This window comes from Sandaracinobacter sp. T42 (genome assembly GCF_059115405.1).
The window spans coordinates 290,327-312,732 of sequence record NZ_CM181101.1; the positions used below are offsets into that span (position 1 = coordinate 290,327).

The 22,406-nt window shown below is 67.3% G+C and carries 20 protein-coding genes; 11 read left to right on the forward strand and 9 right to left on the reverse strand.

Annotated features, from left to right (window positions below):
• Positions 1-200 precede the first annotated feature (200 nt).
• Together ACW9TV_RS01410 and ACW9TV_RS01415 are read left to right on the forward strand one after the other, a co-directional pair.
• A complete protein-coding gene (locus ACW9TV_RS01410) occupies positions 201-890 on the forward strand; it encodes a LuxR C-terminal-related transcriptional regulator (protein ID WP_494304084.1) in 690 nt (229 codons plus the stop codon).
• 107 nt (positions 891-997) lie between these two features.
• Entirely contained in the window at positions 998-3,208 is a 2,211-nt protein-coding gene (locus tag ACW9TV_RS01415) for a GumC family protein (protein ID WP_494304085.1), read from the forward strand.
• 48 nt (positions 3,209-3,256) lie between these two features.
• Here ACW9TV_RS01415 and ACW9TV_RS01420 read toward each other — a convergent pair whose 3' ends face one another.
• The 4 genes from ACW9TV_RS01420 to ACW9TV_RS01435 all read right to left on the reverse strand — a co-directional run bounded on the left by ACW9TV_RS01420 (position 3,257) and on the right by ACW9TV_RS01435 (position 7,326).
• Positions 3,257-4,711, reverse strand: coding sequence for an AMP nucleosidase (locus ACW9TV_RS01420; RefSeq protein ID WP_494304086.1), 1,455 nt, complete (start codon positions 4,709-4,711; stop codon positions 3,257-3,259).
• Positions 4,712-4,779: 68 nt separating this feature from the next.
• The gene (locus ACW9TV_RS01425; protein WP_494304087.1) at positions 4,780-5,115 is read right to left on the reverse strand and encodes a 2Fe-2S iron-sulfur cluster-binding protein; all 336 of its coding nucleotides are present in this window, start codon (positions 5,113-5,115) and stop codon (positions 4,780-4,782) included.
• Positions 5,112-6,263, reverse strand: a complete 1,152-nt coding sequence (locus ACW9TV_RS01430; protein ID WP_494304088.1) for a cysteine desulfurase family protein — start codon at positions 6,261-6,263, stop codon at positions 5,112-5,114. The genes ACW9TV_RS01425 and ACW9TV_RS01430 overlap by 4 nt, the downstream gene beginning before the upstream one ends.
• Positions 6,253-7,326 carry a cysteine desulfurase family protein gene (locus tag ACW9TV_RS01435; RefSeq protein WP_494304089.1) on the reverse strand — a complete coding sequence of 358 codons (1,074 nt, stop codon included), beginning with the start codon at positions 7,324-7,326 and terminating at the stop codon, positions 6,253-6,255. Before ACW9TV_RS01435 ends, ACW9TV_RS01430 begins: the two co-directional genes overlap by 11 nt.
• A gap of 85 nt (positions 7,327-7,411) precedes the next feature.
• Here ACW9TV_RS01435 and ACW9TV_RS01440 point away from each other — a divergent pair, with 85 nt between their 5' ends.
• The 4 genes from ACW9TV_RS01440 (at position 7,412) to ACW9TV_RS01455 (ending at position 10,260) form a co-directional block, all read left to right on the forward strand.
• Positions 7,412-8,059, forward strand: a complete 648-nt coding sequence (locus ACW9TV_RS01440) for an alpha/beta hydrolase (RefSeq protein WP_494304090.1) — start codon at positions 7,412-7,414, stop codon at positions 8,057-8,059.
• 260 nt (positions 8,060-8,319) lie between these two features.
• Entirely contained in the window at positions 8,320-8,637 is a 318-nt protein-coding gene (locus ACW9TV_RS01445) for a UrcA family protein (RefSeq protein ID WP_494304091.1), read from the forward strand.
• Between the two features lie 135 nt (positions 8,638-8,772).
• Entirely contained in the window at positions 8,773-10,071 is a 1,299-nt protein-coding gene (locus tag ACW9TV_RS01450; protein WP_494304092.1) for a cytochrome P450, read from the forward strand.
• 9 nt (positions 10,072-10,080) lie between these two features.
• The gene (locus ACW9TV_RS01455) at positions 10,081-10,260 is read left to right on the forward strand and encodes a rubredoxin (RefSeq protein ID WP_494304093.1); all 180 of its coding nucleotides are present in this window, start codon (positions 10,081-10,083) and stop codon (positions 10,258-10,260) included.
• A gap of 6 nt (positions 10,261-10,266) precedes the next feature.
• Here ACW9TV_RS01455 and ACW9TV_RS01460 read toward each other — a convergent pair whose 3' ends face one another.
• Positions 10,267-12,057 (reverse strand): flavin-containing monooxygenase, encoded by a 1,791-nt coding sequence (locus ACW9TV_RS01460; protein WP_494304094.1) that lies wholly within the window; start codon positions 12,055-12,057, stop codon positions 10,267-10,269.
• Between the two features lie 150 nt (positions 12,058-12,207).
• Here ACW9TV_RS01460 and ACW9TV_RS01465 point away from each other — a divergent pair, with 150 nt between their 5' ends.
• Positions 12,208-12,531, forward strand: coding sequence for a hypothetical protein (locus ACW9TV_RS01465; RefSeq protein WP_494304095.1), 324 nt, complete (start codon positions 12,208-12,210; stop codon positions 12,529-12,531).
• A 9-nt stretch (positions 12,532-12,540) separates the two neighbouring features.
• On the opposite strand, the gene ACW9TV_RS01470 is transcribed toward ACW9TV_RS01465, so the two are convergent.
• Positions 12,541-13,653 (reverse strand): anhydro-N-acetylmuramic acid kinase, encoded by a 1,113-nt coding sequence (locus ACW9TV_RS01470; RefSeq protein WP_494304096.1) that lies wholly within the window; start codon positions 13,651-13,653, stop codon positions 12,541-12,543.
• Positions 13,654-13,678: 25 nt separating this feature from the next.
• On the opposite strand from ACW9TV_RS01470, the gene tyrS reads away from it, so the two are divergent.
• Positions 13,679-14,893, forward strand: a complete 1,215-nt coding sequence (gene tyrS, locus ACW9TV_RS01475) for a tyrosine--tRNA ligase (RefSeq protein ID WP_494304097.1) — start codon at positions 13,679-13,681, stop codon at positions 14,891-14,893.
• Here the strand turns inward: tyrS and ACW9TV_RS01480 are convergent.
• Together ACW9TV_RS01480 and ACW9TV_RS01485 are read right to left on the reverse strand one after the other, a co-directional pair.
• Complete coding sequence (locus ACW9TV_RS01480) at positions 14,883-15,305, reverse strand: vgr related protein (protein WP_494304098.1); 423 nt, start codon at positions 15,303-15,305, stop codon at positions 14,883-14,885. The genes tyrS and ACW9TV_RS01480 overlap by 11 nt on opposite strands.
• Positions 15,306-15,360: 55 nt before the next feature.
• Positions 15,361-15,822: a copper chaperone PCu(A)C gene (locus ACW9TV_RS01485; RefSeq protein ID WP_494304099.1), complete on the reverse strand. Its 462-nt coding sequence runs from the start codon at positions 15,820-15,822 to the stop codon at positions 15,361-15,363.
• 235 nt (positions 15,823-16,057) lie between these two features.
• On the opposite strand from ACW9TV_RS01485, the gene dnaK reads away from it, so the two are divergent.
• The 3 genes from dnaK (at position 16,058) to ACW9TV_RS01500 (ending at position 20,766) form a co-directional block, all read left to right on the forward strand.
• Complete coding sequence (gene dnaK, locus ACW9TV_RS01490) at positions 16,058-17,959, forward strand: molecular chaperone DnaK (RefSeq protein WP_494304100.1); 1,902 nt, start codon at positions 16,058-16,060, stop codon at positions 17,957-17,959.
• A gap of 55 nt (positions 17,960-18,014) precedes the next feature.
• Positions 18,015-19,154: a molecular chaperone DnaJ gene (dnaJ, locus tag ACW9TV_RS01495; protein WP_494304101.1), complete on the forward strand. Its 1,140-nt coding sequence runs from the start codon at positions 18,015-18,017 to the stop codon at positions 19,152-19,154.
• Positions 19,155-19,344: 190 nt separating this feature from the next.
• On the forward strand, positions 19,345-20,766 hold the full coding sequence (locus ACW9TV_RS01500) for a RyR domain-containing protein (RefSeq protein WP_494304102.1): 1,422 nt from the start codon (positions 19,345-19,347) through the stop codon (positions 20,764-20,766).
• Positions 20,767-20,800: 34 nt separating this feature from the next.
• Here ACW9TV_RS01500 and ACW9TV_RS01505 read toward each other — a convergent pair whose 3' ends face one another.
• Complete coding sequence (locus tag ACW9TV_RS01505; RefSeq protein ID WP_494304103.1) at positions 20,801-22,366, reverse strand: AbgT family transporter; 1,566 nt, start codon at positions 22,364-22,366, stop codon at positions 20,801-20,803.
• Between the last annotated feature and the right edge of the window lie 40 nt (positions 22,367-22,406).

The window sequence follows — 22,406 nt, forward strand, 5'->3', positions numbered from 1 at the left end:
CGCAGATGCCAATCTATTCTTGTTAACAAGCCAGATCAGGTGATAGTCTGCAACATGAAGTCGAGGAGTGGGGCAATGCTCCAGACTTCGGAAACAGGGTAGCAACTGACAATTCGGCTTTTTTGTTCAGGCTCGTAGCCTGCGCAGGCACGCGTTTTTTGCGCAGGAACTGGCCTCTCGGGCGGGAGAGGGTGGTTGACATGATACATGAGGTGATCGGGGGCGATGTCGTGATCGTCGGTCGGAATGCAATTGTTCGTGAAGGACTTCGGCGAATACTGACGGATGAAGGATTTCATGTCCGGTCTGCACAGACAGACGATACGGGATGGATTCCGGAAGACGAGGATATCGAGCCAGCTCTGGTTGTCGTCGACTCGCCGGCCACCGACGAAGGGGTGGACATGTGCGCCCTTCTGCGAGGGGCCTATCCGCAGTCCAAGATCGTGATCATTTCGGAAAGCCATGACCTCGACTCCGTGTGCAGGGCCTGCTCGGCGGGCATCGACGGCTATGTGCTGAAGGCGATCGGCTGCGAAGCGCTCGTCGGCGCGCTGAAACTGGTGATGCTGGGCGAAAAGATCATCCCGGCGCAGAGCCTGGCCCTGCTGACCAGCAGTCGCCAGCCTGCGGGCCCGGTCGAGGCGCCCGCCGCGCCGGCGGACGTGGATCTGACCGACCGCGAGATCGAGATCCTCGGGCGGCTGGTTCATGGCGACGCGAACAAGATCATTTCGCGGCGACTGCTGATCACGGAAGCGACCGTGAAGGTGCATGTGAAGGCCATCCTCAGGAAGCTGAAGGTGATGAACCGGACTCAGGCGGCGATCTGGGCGGTCAACAACGGGCTTTTCGCCCTGCCGGAAACCCACTTCCAGAATGCGGCCTGACCAGAAACGCCGGGGCCCCGCTCCACGGGCGCTGACGGCGTAATCCCATTGAAACAGCGCCGGATACGGCGGTTGTGCTACTCTCATCGGACATGTCGGCGACCGGCATGCGCGGACTGGAACAGGCGGAAACCATGGCAACACGCGCAGCCAGAAACATGCTGAAGGGGGCAGAGGGTAGGTCGCCCCCGGCAGACGAGATGGAGATGGATCCGCACGATCTCGTGCGGATGCTCTGGCGGCACAAGCTCGTGATTCTCGGAACGGTCCTGGCGGCTGTCGCGGCCGTGCTCGTCTATCTGGCGCGCGCAACGCCGCTCTACACCGCCACCACCACGATCGAGATCAAGACCGGTCAGGACATGGGCGCCCAGATGCAGGGCGCCACACGCCCGATGACGCCACAGGACGAAGTGCGGATCGCCACCCACATGGAGCTTCTGCGCTCGCCGGTGCTCGGCCAGGACGTGGTGAAGGATCTGAATCTCGACCAGGATGCCGAATTCGTGCCGCCCGGCCTCGATGCCAGCCTGCCGGATGACAAGGACGAAGCCGCAGCCATTCGCCTCGCCGCCGTGACCGAGCAGCTGTTCGACCGTGTGCAGGTGGCGCGCGTGGGCCAGTCGGCGCTGATCTCCGTTTCGGCCACCACGACCGATCCGGAAAAATCGGCCCGGATCGCCAATGTGATCGCCGGCACGCACCGGAAGAATCTGGTGCGGGAACAGAAGTCCGTCACCAAGCGCGAAATCGCCGCCGCCGAGGAACGGGCGGGCTCCCTCCGCCGCGAAGCGCTCGAAGGCGAACGCATGGCCGTCGCGCAGAGCAAGGCGGCGGGCGCCGCCGGCGGGCTGGACAGCCAGAACATGGTCAGCACGGCCGGCCTTTCCGCACAGCTGTCGGAAGCCAAGGCGGCGCGGGCAGCCGCCGAAACCCGCTTCAGCCAGCTGGGGCGCATCGGCGGCGGTGTCGCCGGCCCCGGCTCGGCGGCGTCGCCGCTGCTCGCCGATCTGCGCAGCCAGCAGGCCACGCTGGACAAGCGGATCGCGGAACTGTCCGCCCAGTTCGGGCCGGGCCATCCGGATCTGCGCGCCGCCATGGCCCAGCAGGCGGAAATCAGCGGCCGCCTGACCGAGGAGATGGCGCGCGTGCGGCAGGAAGCGGCCGCGGAGGTGTCCGCGGCGCGGGCCCGCGAAGGGCAGATCGCCGCCGATCTTGCGGCGGCGCAGGGCCGTGTGACACGGGCGGCCGACGCCTCCGTCGCAGTGACGGACCTTCAGCACAGCGCCTCGACCAACCGGCAGCTTTACCTGTCGCAGCTCGCGCGTCTGCAGGAACTGCGCGGAGAGGAGAACAGCCTGCGGCCGGATGCCTCCATCGTCGCAAAGGCGCTGGTGCCGATCACTCCCGCCAGCCCGAAGCCGGGCCGCCTACTGGCGGTCGCCGTTGCGGGCGGTCTGTTGCTGGGTCTGGTGCTGGCCTTCGCGGTGGAGGTGATGGACCGGCGCATCCGCACCAGCGCCCAGATCCGGCGGATCGCGGGGTTGAACACGCTGGCGATGGTGCCGGAACTGACGGCCGGCCGGAACGAGGTGGACCCGCTGGTCCAGCTGCGCGAGGAACCCGGTTCGGCCTTCTCGGAAACCATCCGCTCGCTCATGCTCGACATCGTCGGCTATGTGCGCGGCGTGGGGCGGGTGCTTGTGATCACGTCCTCCCTGCCGAAAGAGGGAAAGACGCTGCTCTCCGTCTCCATCGGGGCTGCCGCCGCCCTGTCCGGCCGCCGTACGGTGGTCGTCGATCTCGATCTGCGGCGGCCTGCGGTTGCTGCCATGCTGAAGGTCGAGATCGGCGAGACGGATCTGAACCACTGCCTGACGATGCCGGGGGTGCTGGATTCGGAAACGGTTTCCGCCGCGATCGTGCCGCATCCGCTGGTGGAAAAGCTGGGCGTCATGGGGGCACGGGACCTGCCGGCGGATGCCGGCTCGCTGCTCGCGTCGGAACGGGTGGACGATCTGATCCGCATCCTGCGCAAGCGTTATGACCTGGTGATCCTGAATGCGCCGCCGATCCTGCCCGTGCGCGACGCGAAATATCTGGCCCGCCTGTCGGACGTGTGCCTGCTGGTGGTGCGCTGGGGCCGGACAGGGCCGGATGCGCTGCGCGCCGCCAGCGAGATCCTGGGCCGCAGCGTGACGGCGGCGGTGATCAACCGGGTGAACCTGAAACGCCACGCCGACAGCAAATATGGCGATCAGCTCCAGCACCTCCAGAGCTACGCCAGCTATTACGGCGGGCGGACGGAAGCGGCCTGAGGCAGGCGACAGGCGGCGGGCGTCGGGGGCAGCCCGACGCGCCGCCCCTTACCGGAACGGCGGCTCGTCGAACGCCCTCAGCTTCCGGCTGTGCACCCGGCCCCGTTCCGCGCGCAGCATCTCCACCGCTTCGATTCCGATCTGGAGATGCTCCGAAATCGCGCCCTCGTAAAAGCGGTTGGCCTGCCCCGGCAACTTGATCTCGCCGTGCAGCGGCTTGTCGGAAACGCACAGCAGGGTGCCGTAGGGCACGCGGAAGCGATAGCCCTGCGCGGCGATCGTGGCGGATTCCATGTCAACCGCCACCGCCCGGCTCTGGTTGAAGCGCCGGGCAGAGAGGCCGAAGCGCAGCTCCCAGTTGCGGTCGTCCGTCGTCACCACGGTGCCGGTGCGCAGCCGGGGCTTCAGCGCCTCCGAATCCAGCCCCGTCACCTGCCGGGCTGCGGCGGAAAGCGCCAGCTGCACCTCCGCGATCGCGGGGATCGGAATTTCGGGGGGCAGCATGTCGTCCAGCACATGGTCGTCGCGCAGATAGGCGTGGGCCAGCACATAGTCGCCGATGGTCTGGCTGGGGCGCAGCCCGCCGCAATGCCCGATCATCAGCCAGGCCTGCGGGCGCAGCACGGCCAGATGGTCGGTGATCGTCTTGGCGTTGGACGGCCCCACGCCGATGTTCACAAGGCTGATGCCCGCGCCATCGGGGGCCATCAGGTGCCAGGCCGGCATCTGGTGCTTGCGCCAGCTGCCGTCGCCCTGCGCCGCGTCGGGCGTCGCCGTCGCGGCGTCCAGCAGCGCCCCGCCCGAACAGCTGAGGTGCGTGTAGCGGCTGCCGGGCTTCTTCAGCTCGGCGCAGGCCCAGCGCACGAACTCGTCCACATAGCGGTGATAGTTGGTGAACAGGATATGGTTCTGCGTGTGGTGCGCGGGCGCGCCCGTGTAATGCTTCAGCCGGGCAAGCGAGAAATCGGTGCGCGGCCCGTCGAACAGCGCCAGCGGGCGCGGCTCGGCTGGATCCTGCAGCCACAGCCCGTCCGGCAGCTCGTCGCCGATATGCTTCAGGTCGGTCGTCGGAAAATGCCGCGCCAGCTCCTTCGCGGCGGTGGCGTCCAGCACCAGGTCCTTCGCGCCGTCCAGCACATAGGGGAAGGGAATCTCCACGGACGACCGGCGCACCGACAGCGTCGCATCATAGTCGCGCAGCAGCAGGGTGATCTGCTCCGTCAGGTAGCGGCGGAACCAGTTGGGATGGGTGATCGTCACGGCATAGCGGCCGGGGGTGTTCAACCGGGCGAACGCTCTCGACAGGCGGGGAACGCCATCATGGGCGGCCCAGTCCAGCACCAGTTCGGGATAGGCGAACAAGCCGGCGGCGCGTTCGTCCGCGCCGGGCGGGGGGCCACCCTCCAGGAAGCTTTTCAGCCCTGTCCTGAGATTTTCAACGGAGCGTTCGTGAATTTCGGCCAGCTCATCAACCAGCCGTTCTGCCTGTTCTTTTTCGTTCATTTCCATTCCCCCCTATGCCACCGGCGCGGCCACCAGGCTAGAGGGGGCAGATGACGCGGGGATTGCAGCTATCGCCCCTGCATGTTGGTGTGGCCCGGCGGCAGGCTCACGGTGAACGTCCCAATCCCCGCCGGCAGATACAACTGGCAGCTCAGCCGGCTGGTCGGCGCCACATGGGCGGTGAAATCCAGCATGTCCTCTTCATGCGCCGTTGGCGGCGGCAAGGCCCGGAACAGTTCGGCCGGCAGAATCACATGGCAGGTGGAACAGGCCATGGCCCCCTCGCATGTGCCTTCCAGCGGCAGGCCCAGCGCCTGCGCCAGATCCAGCAGCCGCGCGCCGGGGGCCGCCTCGGTCTCGGCAGCCAGGCTGCCATCCGCGTTCAGGAAGCGCACGCGGATCATGGGCGCAGACGCTTCACGGTTTCGGCAAGCTGGCCAAGGGCATCCTGGAGCATGTCCGCCGGCATGCCGGGCTGCCAGCCCAGACGCAAGGTCTGGCGCGCCTGCTGGGTAGAAAGCCCCAGCGCCGCCAGCACATGAGAGGGCCGGCCCGAACCGGACGAGCAGGCAGACCCCGACGACAGCGCGATCCCGGGCAGGGCCGAGATCAGGCGCGATGCATCGAGCCCGGGGAAACAGACGGAAAGATTGCCCGGCCAGCGCAGCCCGCCCTGCGGATCCGGGCCGTTCACCCGATGCGGAATCGCGGCCAGCGCCGCGATCGCCACGTCCATCAGCCGCCGCGCCGCCGCATGCGCGGCCGCCGGATCGGCGGCGGCGGCAGCGGCGCCAAAGCCGGCGGCAAGCGCGGGCGATTGGGTGCCGGACCGGAGGTTGGCTTCCTGCCCGCCGCCATCCAGCAGGGGAACAAGCCGGAGGCCCGGCCGAACCCACAGCGCGCCGATCCCCTTGGGGCCGCCGATCTTGTGCGCGGACAGGGACATGAGATCGATGTCGCCCCCCAGATCCACCTTGCCGAAGGCCTGGGCGGCATCACAGTGGAAAAGTGCGCCGGCCGCCCGCGCCTCGGCCGCCATGTCCGCGACCGGCCAGATGCTGCCGACCTCGTTATTGACCCGCATCGCCGAAACCAGCGCCACGTCACCCCGACCGAGCGCCTCGGCATAGGCCGCGCGATCGGGCATGCCGTCTGCCCGGACGGGCAGGATGGTGACGGGCGTGCCGAGCGCTTCCAGATGACGGGCGGATTCCAGCACGCAGCTGTGCTCGGTGGCAAAGCTGACAAGGCGCCTGCCCGGGTGCCTCTCCATCACGCCTTTCAGCGCCAGATTGTTGGATTCGGTCGCGCCGGATGTGAAGATCAGGCCGGACGCCGGGCGGCCCAGACGCGCCGCGACCGCTTCGCGCGCAGCTTCCAGCGCCGCCTTCGCCAGCCGCCCGCCCCGATGGACGCTGTGCGGATTCCAGTGGTGCCGCGCCAGCCAGGGCAGCATGGCCGCCAGCGCCTCGGGCCTGAGCGGGCTCGTCGCCTGCGCGTCCAGGTCCACAGGCCCCTCCGGCAGCGACCGGGCTTGCGGCTCAGGCGGCATGGGCCCGCCGCGCCAGCGGCGCCCAGGCCGAAAGGAAGCGCCGGATGTCGGCTTCGGTCGTGGACCAGCCCGTGGAAATGCGCAGCGATTGTCCGGCCGCTTCGCCAAGCCCCATCGCCGTCAGCACCGGCGAAGATTTCAGCGTGCCGGAGGAGCAGGCCGATCCCTGGGAAACCGAGATCCCGGCCATGTCCAGCTGCATCAGCTGGGTCGCGGCCGGCACCCCGGGCAGGTGCAGACTGCTGATGGTGGGCAGGCGCGGCGCATCCGCCGCGTTCACCCGCGCGCCCAGGGCCGTCGCTTCCCGTTCCAGCAGGGCCTGCAGGGCGGCCGCACGCACGGGAAAATCCGGATCCCAGGCCGCCAGCGCGGCCGCCCAGCCCAGGATGCCGATCAGGTTTTCGGTTCCCCCGCGCCAGCCCTGTTCCTGCCCGCCGCCCCTCTGCACCGGGTGGAAGCGGTCCTTGCAGCGCACGATCAGCGCGCCCACGCCCATCGGCCCGCCCATCTTGTGGGCTGAAACCGCCACGAAATCGGCCGGCGGAATGGGCAGCTTGCCCGCCGATTGCACGCAATCCGCCACGAGCCGGCCGCCGGCCGCATGCACCGCTGCGGCAATCGCCGCCATGTCCTGCACGACGCCGCTTTCATTGTTGGCCTGCTGGATGGCGACCAGCGCGTCGGCGGGAAGGTCGGGCAGAATTGCGCGCCCGTGCACGTCGACGGCGATGCGGATCGCCTCGGGGGCCGCTTCCAGCACGGCGGGATGTTCCGTCGCCCCGGCCAGCCGGGCGCCGGCCGCCGCCCCGTTCAGCGCCAGTGCCAGCGCCTCGGTTCCGCCGCTGGTGAAGATCAGGCTGTCGGCCGGCACACGGAAGAAGGCCGCGATCCGGTCCCGTGCCTCGTTCAGCGCCCGGCGGGCAGCACGGCCGGGGCCATGCACGGACGAAGGATTGGCCCATTCGCCGCTGGACAGCCGGGCGGCGGCCTCCGCCATGGCAGAGGCCGCTTCGACACGAAGCGGGGCTGTTGCAGCCCAGTCAAGATAGGCGCGATCATTCATGAAGCTTGCAATTTCCTCATCCGTCTCCTTATAGCCCGTCTTTGCCGGAAGCCATGCCCGGCGCCTCAAGCTTCAAGGAACCTGCGTGCCGGAAGTCATCTTTCCTGGACCCGAAGGCCGCCTGCAAGGCCGCTACCAGCCCGCCGGCAAGCCCCGCCCGCCCGTCGCCATCGTTCTGCATCCACACCCGCAGGCCGGCGGCACCATGAACAATCCGCTGACGCTCGCGCTCTACCAGATGTTCGTGAAGCGCGGCTTCGCGACGTTGCGCTTCAACTTCCGCGGCGTCGGCCGGTCGGAAGGCGTTTTCGACAACGGCGTCGGCGAACTGTCCGATGCGGCCTCCGCGCTGGACTGGCTGCAGGCGATGAACCCCGAATCCTCCGGCACCTGGGTCGCTGGCTACAGCTTCGGGGCGCTGATCGGTATGCAGCTGCTGATGCGGCGGCCGGAAGTGAAAGGCTTCATCTCCATCGCGCCGCCCGCAAACCTCTATGATTTCGGCTTCCTTGCACCCTGCCCGTCCTCCGGCCTGATCGTCCAGGGCACCGCGGACGAAGTGGTGACGGAACCGGCCGTGCAGAAGCTCGTCGACAAGCTGAAGACCCAGCGGCACATCACCATCGACTATGAGAAGATCGAAGGCGCCAACCACCATTTCGCCCAGGAAACGGACGAGATGATGGGCAAGGTGGAAGCCTATCTGGACCGCAGGCTTCTGTCTGGCCGCTGAGCGGACACGCCTTCCCCGATCAAGGAGGGGCTCCTGCGAAAGCAGGGGCCCTTTTTCATGCAATTGCAGGCAGATGCGCCCGGCGACAATGGATTTTCGAATCGGGCAAAGCAGTATAAGGATTTTTGTTATAGTTTTGTGACAGTGCGTTGACACATTTCTGACACGGGCATAGCTTTTCCCCTGAGAGGAAGAGGCGTCCGCCATCGTCGGAATCGCGTGAAGCGGCCCTTCCGCCACGGACGAGGGAGAAGACCGCCATGTTCACGAAGACCTGCCTGATCCTTGTTTCGGCCGCCGCACTGGCCGTTCCGGCCACCGCGGCGGATCCTCAGGTGACACGCGCCGTCCAGTTCACGGATCTGAACCTGGAAAGCGATGCCGGCCGCATGGAACTTCAGCGCCGTCTGGCGCGCGCCGCGAAATCCATGTGCGATACCAACCCCGTTCTGGAATCCGCCGCCGTCCGCGCCGAGCGCGAGCGGTGCGAAGCCGCCACCGCAGCCCAGTTCGAAGACAGGATCGCGGCCGCCATCCAGGCCAACCGCACCCGCAGCACCGCCTTCGCCAGCAACTGAAGCGGGATTGCCCCCCTGCGACATTTCGCCGGGGGGCCGACCCGAACGCCTTTGATCAGGGTCAATCCGCGCGCGGGGCCGGCGCATAACATCCCTTCCGAAGCAGGATAAGAATCCGCTTCAGGAGGAGGACAAATGCAACAGCCCGCCACCGGTGCTGCGCCGGCCATTCGCGCGGATCTCGCCACCACGATCGTCGATCCGCGCGCTTATGCCGATGGTACCCGCATCGACGACGCCTTCCGCGCCATCCGGGCCGAAACGCCCTTCGCCGTTGCCCAGCCCGAAGGCTATGACCCCTTCTGGGTGGTCAGCCGCCACACGGATCTGCTGCATGTGGAAAAGCGGTCCGACATCTTCCACAATGGCGACCGCTCCACCTTCGTCAGCCCGCGCGAGTCCGAGGCGATGGTGCGCATGATCACCGGCGGAGAGCCGAACCTGATCCGCAGCCTGGTGTCGGTGGACGGGCAGGAGCACAAGGATCTGCGCGGGATCATCTTCCCGGCCGTCACGCCCAAGGCGCTGAAGGCGATGGAAGAGGACATGCGCGGAATCGCGCGCGAATTCGTCGATCACATGCTGTCGTTCGACGGCGAATGCGATTTCGCGGCCGATGTCGCCTTCCTCTATCCGCTGCGGGTCATCATGTCCGTTCTCGGCGTCCCCAAGGCGGACGAGCCCTTCATGCTGAAGCTGACGCAGGAGCTCTTCTCCAGCGCGGATCCCGAACTCAACCGCGACGGGCGCGAAGTCACGTCCGCCGAGGCGCTGATGAGCCTGAAGGCGACCGCCGACGAGCTGGAAGCCTATTTCGGCGAGGTGACGCTGACCTTCCGCGCCAACCCGAGCGAACATCTGAACAGCCTGATCGCAAACGCCAGGATCAACGGCGACTATCTGAACCAGCGCCAGCTGATGGGCTATTACATCATCGCCGCGACAGCAGGCCACGACACCACCTCCAACACCACGGGCGGCGCGATGTGGGCGATGGCGGAGGATCCGTCGATCTTTGCCGCGCTGAAGGCCGACCCATCGAAGCTGAACGCCTTTGTCGAGGAATCGATCCGCTGGGTGGTGCCGGTCAAGCATTTCATGCGCACGGCGACAGTCGACACGGAGGTGGCCGGCCAGGCCGTGAAGGCGGGCGACTGGCTGATGCTGGCCTATCAGTCGGCCAACCGGGACGAAGCCGTGTTCGACGACCCCTTCCGTTTCCGGCTGGATCGCGAACCCAACCGGCAGGTGGCCTTCGGCTATGGGGCGCATGTGTGCCTGGGCCAGCATCTAGCGCGCATGGAAATGCGCATCCTGTGGGAAGAACTGCTCCCGAAACTGAAGTCTGTCGAACTGGCCGGCCAGCCGGAACGCACCATCTCCAACTTCGTGTGCGGGCCCAAGCATGTGCCCGTACGCTTCACCCGGGCCTAGGGGCCGGCCATGGCGGACCCCTGGAAGATCTGGCGCTGCGCCTACTGCGGCTTCGAATATGACGAGGCAAAGGGCTGGCCGGACGACGGCATCCCGCCCGGCACGCGCTGGGCGGACGTGCCGGCGGACTGGTACTGCCCCACCTGCGGCGCCGAAAAGGCGGATTTCGACATGGTGGAAGCGGGCTGATCCCGCTCAGGCCATCGTCAGGCCCCTGAACGCGCCGGATTTCCGCCACTCGTCGATATAGCGGAACCAGGCCATCGGGCCGCCGGGGTGGCCTGTGCCGAACAGCGCGTTCTCGCCATAGCCCTTGCCTTCATTGTTGTAATAACCGGGCGTGCAGTCCGGGGCGGCGCCGGCCATGCTGCCCTGGCCCGTCAGCAGGAACTTCACCCACTCGGCCTGGGCAACGGGATCGGCATCGATCCGCCGGATGCCGGCCGCCTTCGCATGGGCGACGATCGCGGCGATCGTGTCGCCATGATCCGTCCAGTTGTGGGGCACATTCACCACGAAGTTCGCGGCCTGCGCGAACTGGACGATGAAGGCGTTTGGAAATCCCGCGACATGAAGGCCGTGGAAGGTCTGCATGCCGTCGGCCCAGGCTTCGGAAAGCCGTCGCCCGCCCACGCCCTTCAGGTCGAACCCGGCGCGGCGTTCGTGCGCGGTGCCCACCTCGAATCCCGAGGCATAGATGATGCAGTCCACCTCGTAGTGGCGCCCGTTCACCCACAGGCCCGTCTCGTCGATCCGCTCGACGCCCTTGCCATCGGTGTCCAGAAGATGCGTGTTCGGGTTGTTGAACGCCTGCAGATAGGCGTCGTGGAAGCAGGGCCGCTTGCAAAGCTGCCGATACCAGGCCTGCAGCTTCCGCGCCGTTTCCGGATCCGCCACGATGGCTTCCGCCCGCGCCCGGATCTCCGCCATCTTCTCGATGTCGGCATCCTCATAGGCGGCCATCATGCCTTCCGGCGTCATCTGCTCGGGCGGCAGGCCCAGGATGCGGGCCCGGATGCGCTTGGTCAGATCGGTCCAGCCGTCCTGCACCAGATCCTCGTCGGGCACATCGCCCATACCCACATTCAGAGCGAAATTTTCCAGCCAGCGGGTCTGCCAGCCGGGTGTCGCGATGCTTGCGAACCACTCGGGATCGATCGGCGCATTGGCACGCACATCCACCGAGGACGGCGTGCGCTGCACCACCAGCAGCGACTTCGCCGCCCGGGACAGGTGCGGCACGCACTGCACCGCCGTCGCGCCCGTTCCGATGATCGCGACCCGCTTGTCGGCCAGCTTCGACAGCGGCGCGCCATGGGTGTCGCCCCCTGTGTAATCATAATCCCAGCGGCTGGTGTGGAAACTGTGCCCCCGGAAGCTGCCAAGCCCGGGAATGCCGGGCAGCTTGGGCACATGCAGCGGGCCCGTTCCCATGCCCACATAATCCGCCGTGAACCGGTCGCCCCGGTCGGTCTCGATCACCCAGAGGCCCCGGTCGTCGTCCCAGGCCATCTCCGTCACGCGGGTGTGGAACAACGCCTTGTCATACAGGCCGAAGGTGCGGCCGATCCGACGCGACTGCTCCAGGATTTCCGGCGCATGGGCATATTTCTCGGTCGGCACATGGCCGGTTTCCTCCAGCAGCGGCAGATAGATCAGCGAAGCCGTGTCGCACTGCGCGCCGGGATAGCGGTTCCAGTACCAGGTGCCGCCGAAATCGCCGGCCTTGTCCAGGATGCGGACATCGCGGATCCCCGCCTGGACCAGTCGCGCGCCCACGCACAGGCCGGCGAACCCGCCGCCCACCATTGCGAAGGTCACATGGTCGGTCACGGGCGCGCGTTCGGCCACGGGCGTATAGGGATCTTCCAGCAGATGGTCGAAATGGCCGGCCATCTCCTGATACTGGTCGTTGCCGTCTGGCCTCAGTCGCTTGTCGCGCTCGGCCCGGTACCGCGCCAGAACGGCGTCCTTGTCGATCTGCATGTTCCTCTCCCTCAGCCACGGAGGCTAGCCCGGCAGGGCACGGCCGGAAGCTGGCAGTTGCGGGAGAAAAGGGCGCCCCATCCCCGCGGCGGACGTGAACCGGGCCCCGAATTGTGCTAGGAAGAAAGCTGCTCTGCACAGGAGGGCACGATGGTGAACGAAGGCAGCGGCCCCGGCTTCCGGAACGACCCGCGACGACTGTTCCTCACGGAAATCCACGAGGCCGGGATCGGCACCCGGCTGATCGGCTATGCCGTCAGCGAACGTGTCGGATTCATCCCGGCAGATCTGGCCGAGCCGGAGATCATGACCCGCACGGTGCTGGACGGCCTGGAAACGCTGTTCGAAACGGCCGGGTCGCAGGGCGTGGTCATGCGAAGCCTCTGCATTCCGTCGGAAGCGGATCCGGGCGGTCACGGCGTCGTCGTCACCAGCCTCTCCGGCCATTTCGCCCACCGCCTGGACGAGGATTGACGGCAGGGCTCAGACGGCGAGCCTGCCGCCTGTCATCGGCATCGGAACCCCTGTGGTTTCCGGCCAGCTGAGCGGCAGACCCTTCAGATGGCGCACCGCCAGCCAGGCGAAGGCCTGCGCTTCCAGCGCATCGCCATGCCAGCCTTCCTGCTCCACAGGGGCGACCGGCACGCCGGTCCTGTCGGCGATCATGCGCATCAGCGTGGGATTGTGCCGCCCCCCGCCCGTCACCAGCAGCCGCTTCAGCCGGATCGGAAGGCCGGCCAGCGCCTGCGCCACCGTTTCCGCCGTGAACGCCGTCAGCGTGGCCGCGCCGTCCGCCGCGCAAAGCGCTTCGGCCGCCTGAATCGAAAAATCCGCCCGGTCGAAGGATTTCGGCCCCGATCCGCCCGGCCCCGATCCACCCGACCCGGCCGCCGCCGACAGCCGCGCCAGAACGGCGGCATCCACCCGTCCCGCCGCCGCCAGCGCGCCCCCGGCATCGAAGCGCGCGCCGCTGTGCCGCTGCACCCAGTCGTCGATCAGGCCGTTGCCCGGCCCGGTGTCGAACGCGCCCCAGCCGCCCGCCTCGTCGAACCAGGTCAGATTGCCGACGCCCCCCAGGTTCAGGATCCCCACCGGCCGTTCGACATTCGAGGCCAGCGCCCGGTGATAGCCCGGCGCCAGCGGCGCGCCCTCCCCGCCGGCGGCCACGTCGGCGCTGCGGAAATCATGCACCACCGGCCGCCCCGTCAGCCGCGCCAGCAGCGGCGCATCCCCGATCTGCCAGGTGAAGGGCGAAGGATGGCCCGATCCGGGCGGCCGGTGCGCCACCGTCTGCCCGTGGAAGCCGATCAGCGTCGCCCGTTCCTGCCCGGCAAGGCCGGCCACCGCCTCGGCGTGCGCCAGCGTCAGCACCCGCTCGGCCTCGGCGATCAGCGGATCATGGGCGGGCGCGGGCAGTTCCAGCGCGCGGGCGGCGGCGCGGCGGATCAGCGCCCGCTCGGCATCGCTGTAGGGCCGGTCGTGCGCGGACAGGCCCCGCACATGGCCCTCGCCATCGGTCTCGATCAGTGCCGCATCCACAGCATCGACGGACGTGCCGGACATCAACCCGATGACGAGATGCTTTTCAGACACCATGCTTTGCGCCTAGAGCGGCCCCGCCATGACCTACAAGAGCGAATTTCTGCAAACCCTGGCGCGCCGGGGCTACATCCACCAGCTGACGGATGCCGACGCGATCGACGCGCGCGCCGCGAAGCCGGGGCTCATCGCCTATGTGGGCTTCGATCTGACCGGCCCTTCGCTTCATATCGGCCACCTGATGTCGATCATGATGCTGCGCCGGTTGCAGCAGCATGGCGGCAAGCCGATCGCGCTGATGGGCGGCGGCACCACCAAGGTCGGCGATCCATCCGGCAAGGACAGCCAGCGCCAGATGCTGGACCAGGCCACCATCGATGCCAACAAGGCCAGCATCCGCCGCGTGTTCGAACGCTTCCTGACCTTCGGCGACGGCCCTTCGGACGCCATCATGGCCGACAATGCCGAATGGCTGGAACAGCTGAACTACATCGATTTCCTGCGCGATTACGGCCGCCATTTCAGCGTCAACCGCATGTTGACGATGGATTCCGTGCGACTGCGTCTGGAACGGGATCAGCCGCTGTCCTTCATCGAGTTCAACTACATGGTGCTGCAGAGCTACGACTTCGTCGAGCTCCACCGCCGCTATGGCTGCGTCATGCAGATGGGCGGCTCCGACCAGTGGGGGAACATCACCCAGGGCATCGATCTCGGCCGCCGCGTACTGGGTGCGGATCTCTACGGCCTCACCACCCCGCTCATCACCAATGCCGACGGCTCGAAGATGGGCAAGACGGCGGGCGGCGCCGTCTGGCTGAACCGCGAACAGCTGCCCGACTGGGATTACTGGCAGTTCTGGCGCAACGTGGACGACCGCGACGTGGGCAAGTTCCTGCGCCTGTTCACCGACATGCCCGATGCGGAGATCGCCCGGCTGGAAACGCTTCAGGGCGCGGAAATCAACGACGCCAAGATCGCGCTCGCCAATGCCGCCACCGCGCTTTGCCGCGGGGCAGAGGCGGCGGCCGCCGCCGAAGCCACGGCGCGCGCCACCTTCGCGGAAGGCGGCGCCGGAGAGGCCCTGCCCAGTTTCGCGATCCCCACGCCGCTGCCGCTGGTCGATGCCCTCGTCCTCACCGGTCTCGCGGCCTCGAAGGGCGAAGCCCGGCGCAAACTGGGCGAGAACGCGGTGCGGATCGACGGCGAGCCGGCCAGCGATCCCAACCAGCCCGTCGCCGCCCCCGCGAAACTCAGCCTTGGCAAGAAGCGCCACGCCCTGCTGATCAGGCCATAGGGTCCACCGAAAATGGCAGCAGCGCCCGATAGGCCTCGATCGGCGGCCGACCGGGCAGGCGCACGCCTTCGCCCAGCAGATAGGCGTCCTTCACGATCTCGGCCTGCTGCTCCAGCCCATAGCGCTGGAAGGGCTTGCCCGGCACCAGCGGCAGATAGCGATAGCGGGCGAACGGCGGCCGCCGGAAAATCAGACTGATGCCCTGCTGATGCTGCCACACATGCGTCATCTCGTGGACGAAATGCCCGCGAAGCACCGGCCCCTCAGCGGAAAAATCCGCGCTCCACGCATCGCCGTTGGGGTGGAACCACAGGTGCCCGTCCGGCGCCATGGTGATCCAGGCAGGCTGCCACATCCACCATTTCAGCCGGTTGATCCGCACCGGTCCGGGATCCAGCGCAGGGCCGAACACCCGGGCCGCAAGCGCCTGCTCACCCTCTGTCAGCGCCCGACGGGCGGGCCACTCCTCAGTGCTGGTGGCCAGGCTCAGCCGCCTTCACGGGGGCGTTGGCGGCACGGGTTTCGGCGTTCAGCGTCACCTTCGCGCCCGATTGGAAGCTGAAGGTCAGCGGAATGGTCGCGCCCGGCTTCACCTCCGGGGAAAGCCCGAAGATCATCAGGTGGCTGCCGCCCGGCGCGAACGTCAGCGCCCCTTTGGCGGGCACTGCAAAGCTCTTTTCCGCGCGCATCTTCATGATGCCGCCCTCGTTCACCATGCTGTGCATCTCGATCCGTTCCGCCCTGGGCGATGTCACGCCCACCAGCGCATCCGCCTTCGCGGTGCCGTGGATCAGGAAGAAGCCGCCAGCCGGCCGGCCAGACACGGCGGGAAGGCGAACCCAGGCATCCTGGACATGCGGCACGGGCGCCTGGGCAACAGCCGCAGCGGGCGCCAGCAGCAGGGTGGAAAGGGCAAGCGCGCGCAGCATGTTCGGTCTCTCTCCCGGGTTGCTCTGGGTGGAAATCCTATCCTCAGCACCATCGCCGCTGCAACAGTCCGCCTTTCGCGCGGATGAACGGCGGGGAAAAAGCGCTCCGAAACCATTGATGCCGGAAATCCCCCCCCTATATGCCGCCATGAAAGGGCGCCTTCGCGCGTCCCAGAAAAATCTATCGGAAAGGTGCGCTGCGGGCCTCTGCAGCGCAAGACAGGCAAGGAAGACTATGGCGAAGGTTATCGGGATCGACCTCGGCACCACCAACAGCTGCGTGGCTGTGATGGAAGGTGCGACGCCCAAGGTGATCGAAAATGCGGAAGGCGCGCGGACGACCCCGTCGCAGGTCGCCTTCGCGAAGGACGGCGAGCGTCTGGTGGGCCAGCCCGCCAAGCGGCAGGCCGTCACCAACCCGGAAAACACCGTGTTCGCGGTGAAGCGCCTGATCGGCCGCCGTTTCGACGATCCGATGACCCAGAAGGACATCGGCCTTGTCCCCTACAAGATCGTGAAGGGCGGCAACGGCGACGCCTGGGTTCAGGCCGGCGGCAAGGATTACAGCCCGTCGCAGATCTCCGCCTTCATCCTGCAGAAGATGAAGGAAACCGCGGAATCCTATCTCGGCGAAACCGTCACCCAGGCGGTCATCACCGTTCCGGCCTACTTCAACGACGCCCAGCGCCAGGCCACCAAGGATGCCGGCCAGATCGCCGGCCTCGAAGTGCTGCGCATCATCAACGAACCGACCGCCGCGGCGCTCGCCTACGGCCTCGACAAGAGCACGTCGGCCCACACCATCGCCGTCTATGACCTCGGCGGCGGCACCTTCGACGTCTCGATCCTGGAACTGGGCGACGGCGTGTTCGAAGTGAAGTCCACTTCGGGCGACACCTTCCTGGGCGGCGAGGATTTCGATGCGAAGCTCGTGGAGTTCCTGGCCGACGGCTTCAAGAAGGATGAAGGCATCGACCTCAGGGGCGACCGGCTTGCCCTTCAGCGCCTGAAGGAAGCCGCCGAAAAGGCCAAGATCGAGCTGTCGTCCTCGGCCCAGACCGAAGTGAACCTGCCGTTCATCACGGCGGACGCCACCGGTCCGAAGCACCTCGTGAAGACGATCTCCCGCGCGGATCTCGAAAAGCTGGTTCTCGATCTCATCGAACGCACCCGCAAGCCCTGCGTGGATGCGATGAACGAAGCCGGCGTGAAGGCTTCCGACATCAACGAGGTCATCCTCGTCGGCGGCATGACCCGCATGCCCCGCGTGCGTCAGTTCGTGAAGGATCTGTTCGGCAAGGAGCCGAACACGTCCGTCAACCCGGATGAAGTGGTCGCCATGGGTGCCGCCATCCAGGCCGGCGTGCTGCAGGGCGACGTGAAGGACGTGCTGCTGCTGGATGTCACCCCGCTCTCGCTCGGCATCGAGACGCTGGGCGGCGTTTTCACCCGCATGATCGACCGCAACACCACCATCCCCACCAAGAAGTCGCAGACGTTTAGCACGGCCGACGACAACCAGTCGGCGGTCACCATCCGCGTCTTCCAGGGCGAACGGGAAATGGCAGCTGACAACAAGCTGCTCGGCCAGTTCGATCTCGTCGGAATCCCGCCTGCCCCGCGCGGCGTGCCGCAGATCGAAGTCACCTTCGATATCGACGCCAACGGCCTCGTCGCCGTCAACGCGAAGGACAAGGGAACCGGCAAGGAACAGCAGATCCGCATCCAGCCCTCGGGCGGCCTGTCGAAGGACGACATCGAGAAGATGGTGAAGGAAGCGGAGCAGTTCTCCAGCGAGGACAAGAAGCGCCGCGAAGCGGCCGAAGCCCGCAACCAGGCCGACAGCCTCGTCCACGCCACCGAACGCCAGCTGGCCGAACATGGCGACAAGGTCGATGCCGGAACGAAGACGGCAATCGAAGCCGCCATCGCAGAGGTGAAGGCCGCGCTGGATTCCGGCGACGCCGACCAGATCAACCAGAAGGCGCAGGCGCTCGCCCAGGTGGCGATGAAGCTGGGCGAAGCGGTCTATGCCGCCGAACAGGCCAAGGCCGAAGGGGCCGCCCCCGCCGGCGAACAGCCTGCCGACGATGTCGTCGATGCCGACTTCACCGAAGTCGACGACAGCAAGAAGTAAACATCTGTGGCCGGGGGCTTGACCCCCGGCCCCTTCCTGCGAAGGGCTGGCGCGGATGTACGCGGAAGTCGATTACTACGAGTTGCTCGAGGTTCAGAAGGGCTGCGACGAGGCGGCGCTGAAGTCCGCCTATCGCAAGCTCGCCATGCGCTGGCACCCGGACAAGAACCCCGGCGACGCCGACGCGGAGGCGCGCTTCAAGGCCATCAGCGAAGCCTATGGCGTGCTGTCGGATCCACAGAAGCGCGCCGCCTATGATCGTTTCGGCCATGCCGGCGTGCGCGGCCAGCCGGGCAACGGCGGCGGCAACCCCTTCGGCGACGCCTCGCCCTTCTCCGACATCTTCTCGGACATCTTCGACCAGTTCATGGGCGGGGCGCGCGGCGGCCGCCGCGCCGGGCCGCAGCGCGGCGCCGATGTCCGCTACGATCTGCAGGTCAGCTTCGAGGATGCCTTCCACGGCGCGGAGGCGGACATCTCCCTCGATGTCGCCGCCACCTGCGACCATTGCGTCGGCACCGGTTCCAAGCCCGGCTCCCGCGTGACAGCCTGCAACACCTGCGGCGGCCGGGGCCAGGTGCGCATGCAGAACGGCATGTTCATCGTGGAACGCACCTGCCCGCAATGCCACGGCTCGGGCCAGGTCGTTTCGGACCCTTGCGAACATTGCCATGGCGAAGGCCGCGTCGAACGGCGCAAGCAACTGAAGGTGAAAATCCCGAGGGGCGTCGATGACGGCACCCGGATCCGCCTCGCCAGCGAAGGCGAAGCCGGCCCGCGCGGCGGCGAGAATGGCGATCTCTACATCTTCATCCACATGAAGCCGCACCCCATCTGGAAGCGTGACGGCACCACCCTGTTCGCACAGGTTCCGATGAGCTTCGTGGACGCGGCGCTCGGCGGCGAGATCAGCATCCCCGGGCTCGACAAGCAACCGGTGGAGGTGAAAATCCCCGCCGGCACCCAGTCCGGCCGCCAGTTCCGCGTGCGCGGACGCGGGATGCCCGCGCTGAACGGCCATGGCATGGGGGATCTGGTGGTGCAGGTGGAACTTGAAACCCCCACCAGGCTGACCAGCCGGCAGAAGGAACTGCTGGAGGAATTCCGCGGCACCGAAAGCCCGCACGAGGCCTGTCCGAAATCGAAGGGCTTCTGGGACCGGCTGAAGGGCGCTTGGGACGAACTGACGGACTGAGCACCGACGGACTGGGCACCGCATCTCGCGGCACGTCTTGCCCCTCAGATTGTAACGAACTGGGAACTGCGCCTTCCGCGGCCCTTGCCTCGATCCCGCGCGCCCTCCATGCTTCGCTTGGGTTGCCATGGGGAACAGATCGCAGCCGATGCCGGGCGCAGGAAAAGCCTTCAGCGGACAGGTCCGGTCCATGCCGCCGGGTGCCGATCCCGCGCAGCCGCTCCTCGTGGTTGGCGATCACCCGCTGATCGACGGTGTCGTCGCGGCCGCCGCGCTTCGGCAAACCCGCGTCACCTGGTTCACGACGGACAAGGCGCGGCCAGGCGTACCGGGCGCGCAGCTCGTCTCAGGCCCGCTGTGCCCCTCCACGGCACGGGAACATGCCGCCGGCGCGCGGCGCGCCATCGTCGCCTTCACGGATGAAGCCCGGCAGCTGTCCGCGATCCAGGCCCTGCGCGAAGGCGCGCCCGGCCTGCCCATCACCGTGAATGCCACCCATGGCTGGCAGGGCGGGCGCAACACCGCGTTCGGCCCGATGGCCGGCGTGCGGGTCGTCAACCAGTTGCAACTGGCCGTGCGCGATCTCCACTGGCGCAACCCGCCACCCCTGATCGCCCGGCAACTCGGGCAGGATCGTGTCCATGCGCTGCTGTTCGGCTTCGGCCGCGGCGGTGACGCGATCCTGTCGGATCTCCTGCTCTGCTCGCTCACAGGCTTCCAGCCGTCGCCGCGGATCACCATCGTGGACCCCGAGGCAGAGGCCCTGCGCGCGGATCTGTTCCGCCGCTGCCCCGAACTGGGCGAATCCGCCGACATCCGCTTCCTCGATCCGGGCCCGGTCGACGATCCGCGCCACCTGCCCGAACAGGCGCTGATCCGGGCCCATGGGGAATGCCCCGTCACACTGGCCCATGTCTCCATCGATTCCGATCCGCGCGCCCTGTCGCTCGCCCGCGCGCTCCACGCCCTGGCCGGGCGGGAACACTGGAACATGGGGCCCGTGTGCGTCCGCCTCGGCGGCAATGCCGGCCTGCCCCGCGTCCCGGTCGCCTGCGAATCCGCAGAGCTGATCGGCTTCGGCGCCCATGCCGAATTCGCGGAATCCCTGGGCCTGTTCGATCCCGGCAGCGACTATCTCGCCCGCCTGTTCCACGAAGCCTATCGCCGCACCGCAAAGCCCGGCCTGCCCGCCAACCGCCCCTGGGACGATCTTGACGAGGAGTATCGCGAATCCAACCGCCGCCTGCTCGTCCATCTACCCGCCAAGCTGCTGACGGCGGGCGTCGATCTCGCCGCCTGGCTGCGCGTTCCCCTGCCGCGCCCCAACAATATGGGCGGCATCCCGCTGCCACGGCTGGGCCCGGCCCTGCTGGAACGGCTTGCGGAACTGGAACATCGCCGCTGGATGGTTGACCGCCGCCTGTCCGGCTGGCGCCACGGCCCCGTGCGCGACAACGAAGCCAGGCGCCACCCGGATCTGATCCCCTACGCCGACCTCGACGACTATACGAAGGAACTGGATCGCGCGATCGTGCGAGAGGCCTGGGAAACGCTGGGCTCCGCCCGGGGCAGTGGCTTCTTCGCGCAAGGGGCGCAAAAGCGCGCCGGCTGACCCCGCCGGCACCCTCCCGCGCGGTCCCCGAGCCTCAGAAGCCCCAGGAAACCCCAAGCATGTACCAGGCCACCAGCAGCGCGGTCCAGATCGGCACCAGCCACATCGTGTAGGGCAGCATGATGGCGATCACCGTGCCCACGCCGGCATCCTTCACATATTGCTGGCAGAAGATCACGATCAGCGGGAAATAGCCCATCAGCGGCGTGATCACGTTCATGGGCGAATCCGCCACGCGATAGGCCGCAAGCACCGTCGCCGGATCGCTGCCCAGCTGGATGAACAGCGGGATGAAGATCGGCGCGAAGATCGCCCATTTCGGGATGGAACCGGGCATCAGGATATCCAGCAGCAGGATCGCCGCCACAAAACCCAGCAGCAATGTGATCGAACCCAGGTTCGCCGCCACCAGCGCATCGGCCATGTTCACCGCCAGCACGGTCGCGATGTTGGTGAACCCGAAGAAGGCCAGGAACTGCGCGATCACCAGGAACAGGAAGATCAGCGGCCCCATGTTGCGGAAGGCCTTGTCGATCATGCCGATGGCTTCCGACGTGCTCTTCAGCGTGCCCGCGCCGGCGCCATAGGCCGCGCCCACCGCCAGGAAGATGATGGCGACCAGCACGATCAGCCCCTTCATCAGCGGCGAGTCCGAGATGAGCGAGCCTGTTTCCGGGTTGCGGAACACCGCGCCCTCGCCCCAGCTCAGCGCCACCACGGCCGCCAGAACCGCCAGCAGCGCCCAGCCGGCCCAGCGAAGCCCGCGCGCCTCGGCATCCGGCCCGGGCCCTTCGTCCTTCGCGTCGGCGGGGCCCGCCCCTTCGGATGCGACAGGCCCGGCCTGCGCCGGATCATATTTGCCCAGATGCGGCTCCACGAACTTCTCGGTGATCCAGGCGCACAGCGCCGACATCGCCACCAGGCTGACGATCGAGAACCACATGGTCGCCGTCAGGTCCAGCGTCGTCCCCGGCCGCACAAGGGCGATCGCATCGTTGGTGATTTCCGTCAGCGCGCCGTCCAGCGGCGTGATCAGCAGGTTCACCCCGAAGATGGCCGAAACCCCGGCAAAGGCCGCGGCGATCCCGGCCAGCGGGTGCCGGCCCAGGCTCATGAAGGCCAGGGCGCCAAGCGGGATCAGCACCACATAGCCCGCGTCCGCCGCGATGGAGGACAAGCCGCCCAGCAGCACAATGACGAAGGTGATCAGCCGGGGGGGCGTCACCGCCACGATCTTGCGGATCAGCGCGGCGACAAGTCCCGTCTGTTCCGCCACGCCCACGCCGATCATGGCCACAAGAATCATGCCGGTGGCCGAGAATCCCATGAAATTGTCGACCCAGCTCGTCAGCATGAAGCGCAGGCCCTCGGTGGAAAGCAGGCTGTTCACCGCCACCACCCGGCTGGTCAGATTGCCGTCCGCATCCGTCGTTTCCAGCGAGACGGACGATCCCAGCGCCGACAGGATGACAGAGGCAATGATCACCACCCCGATCATCACCAGGAAGATCACCGCCGGGTGCGGAACCTTGTTGCCCACCCGCTCGATCACGTCCAGCAGCCGGTCCATCCCGCCGCGTTTTGCTGCCGCCTCTGCCATGCCCCAAACCTCGTTTTACGCGAACGCGATTGATCCGCGC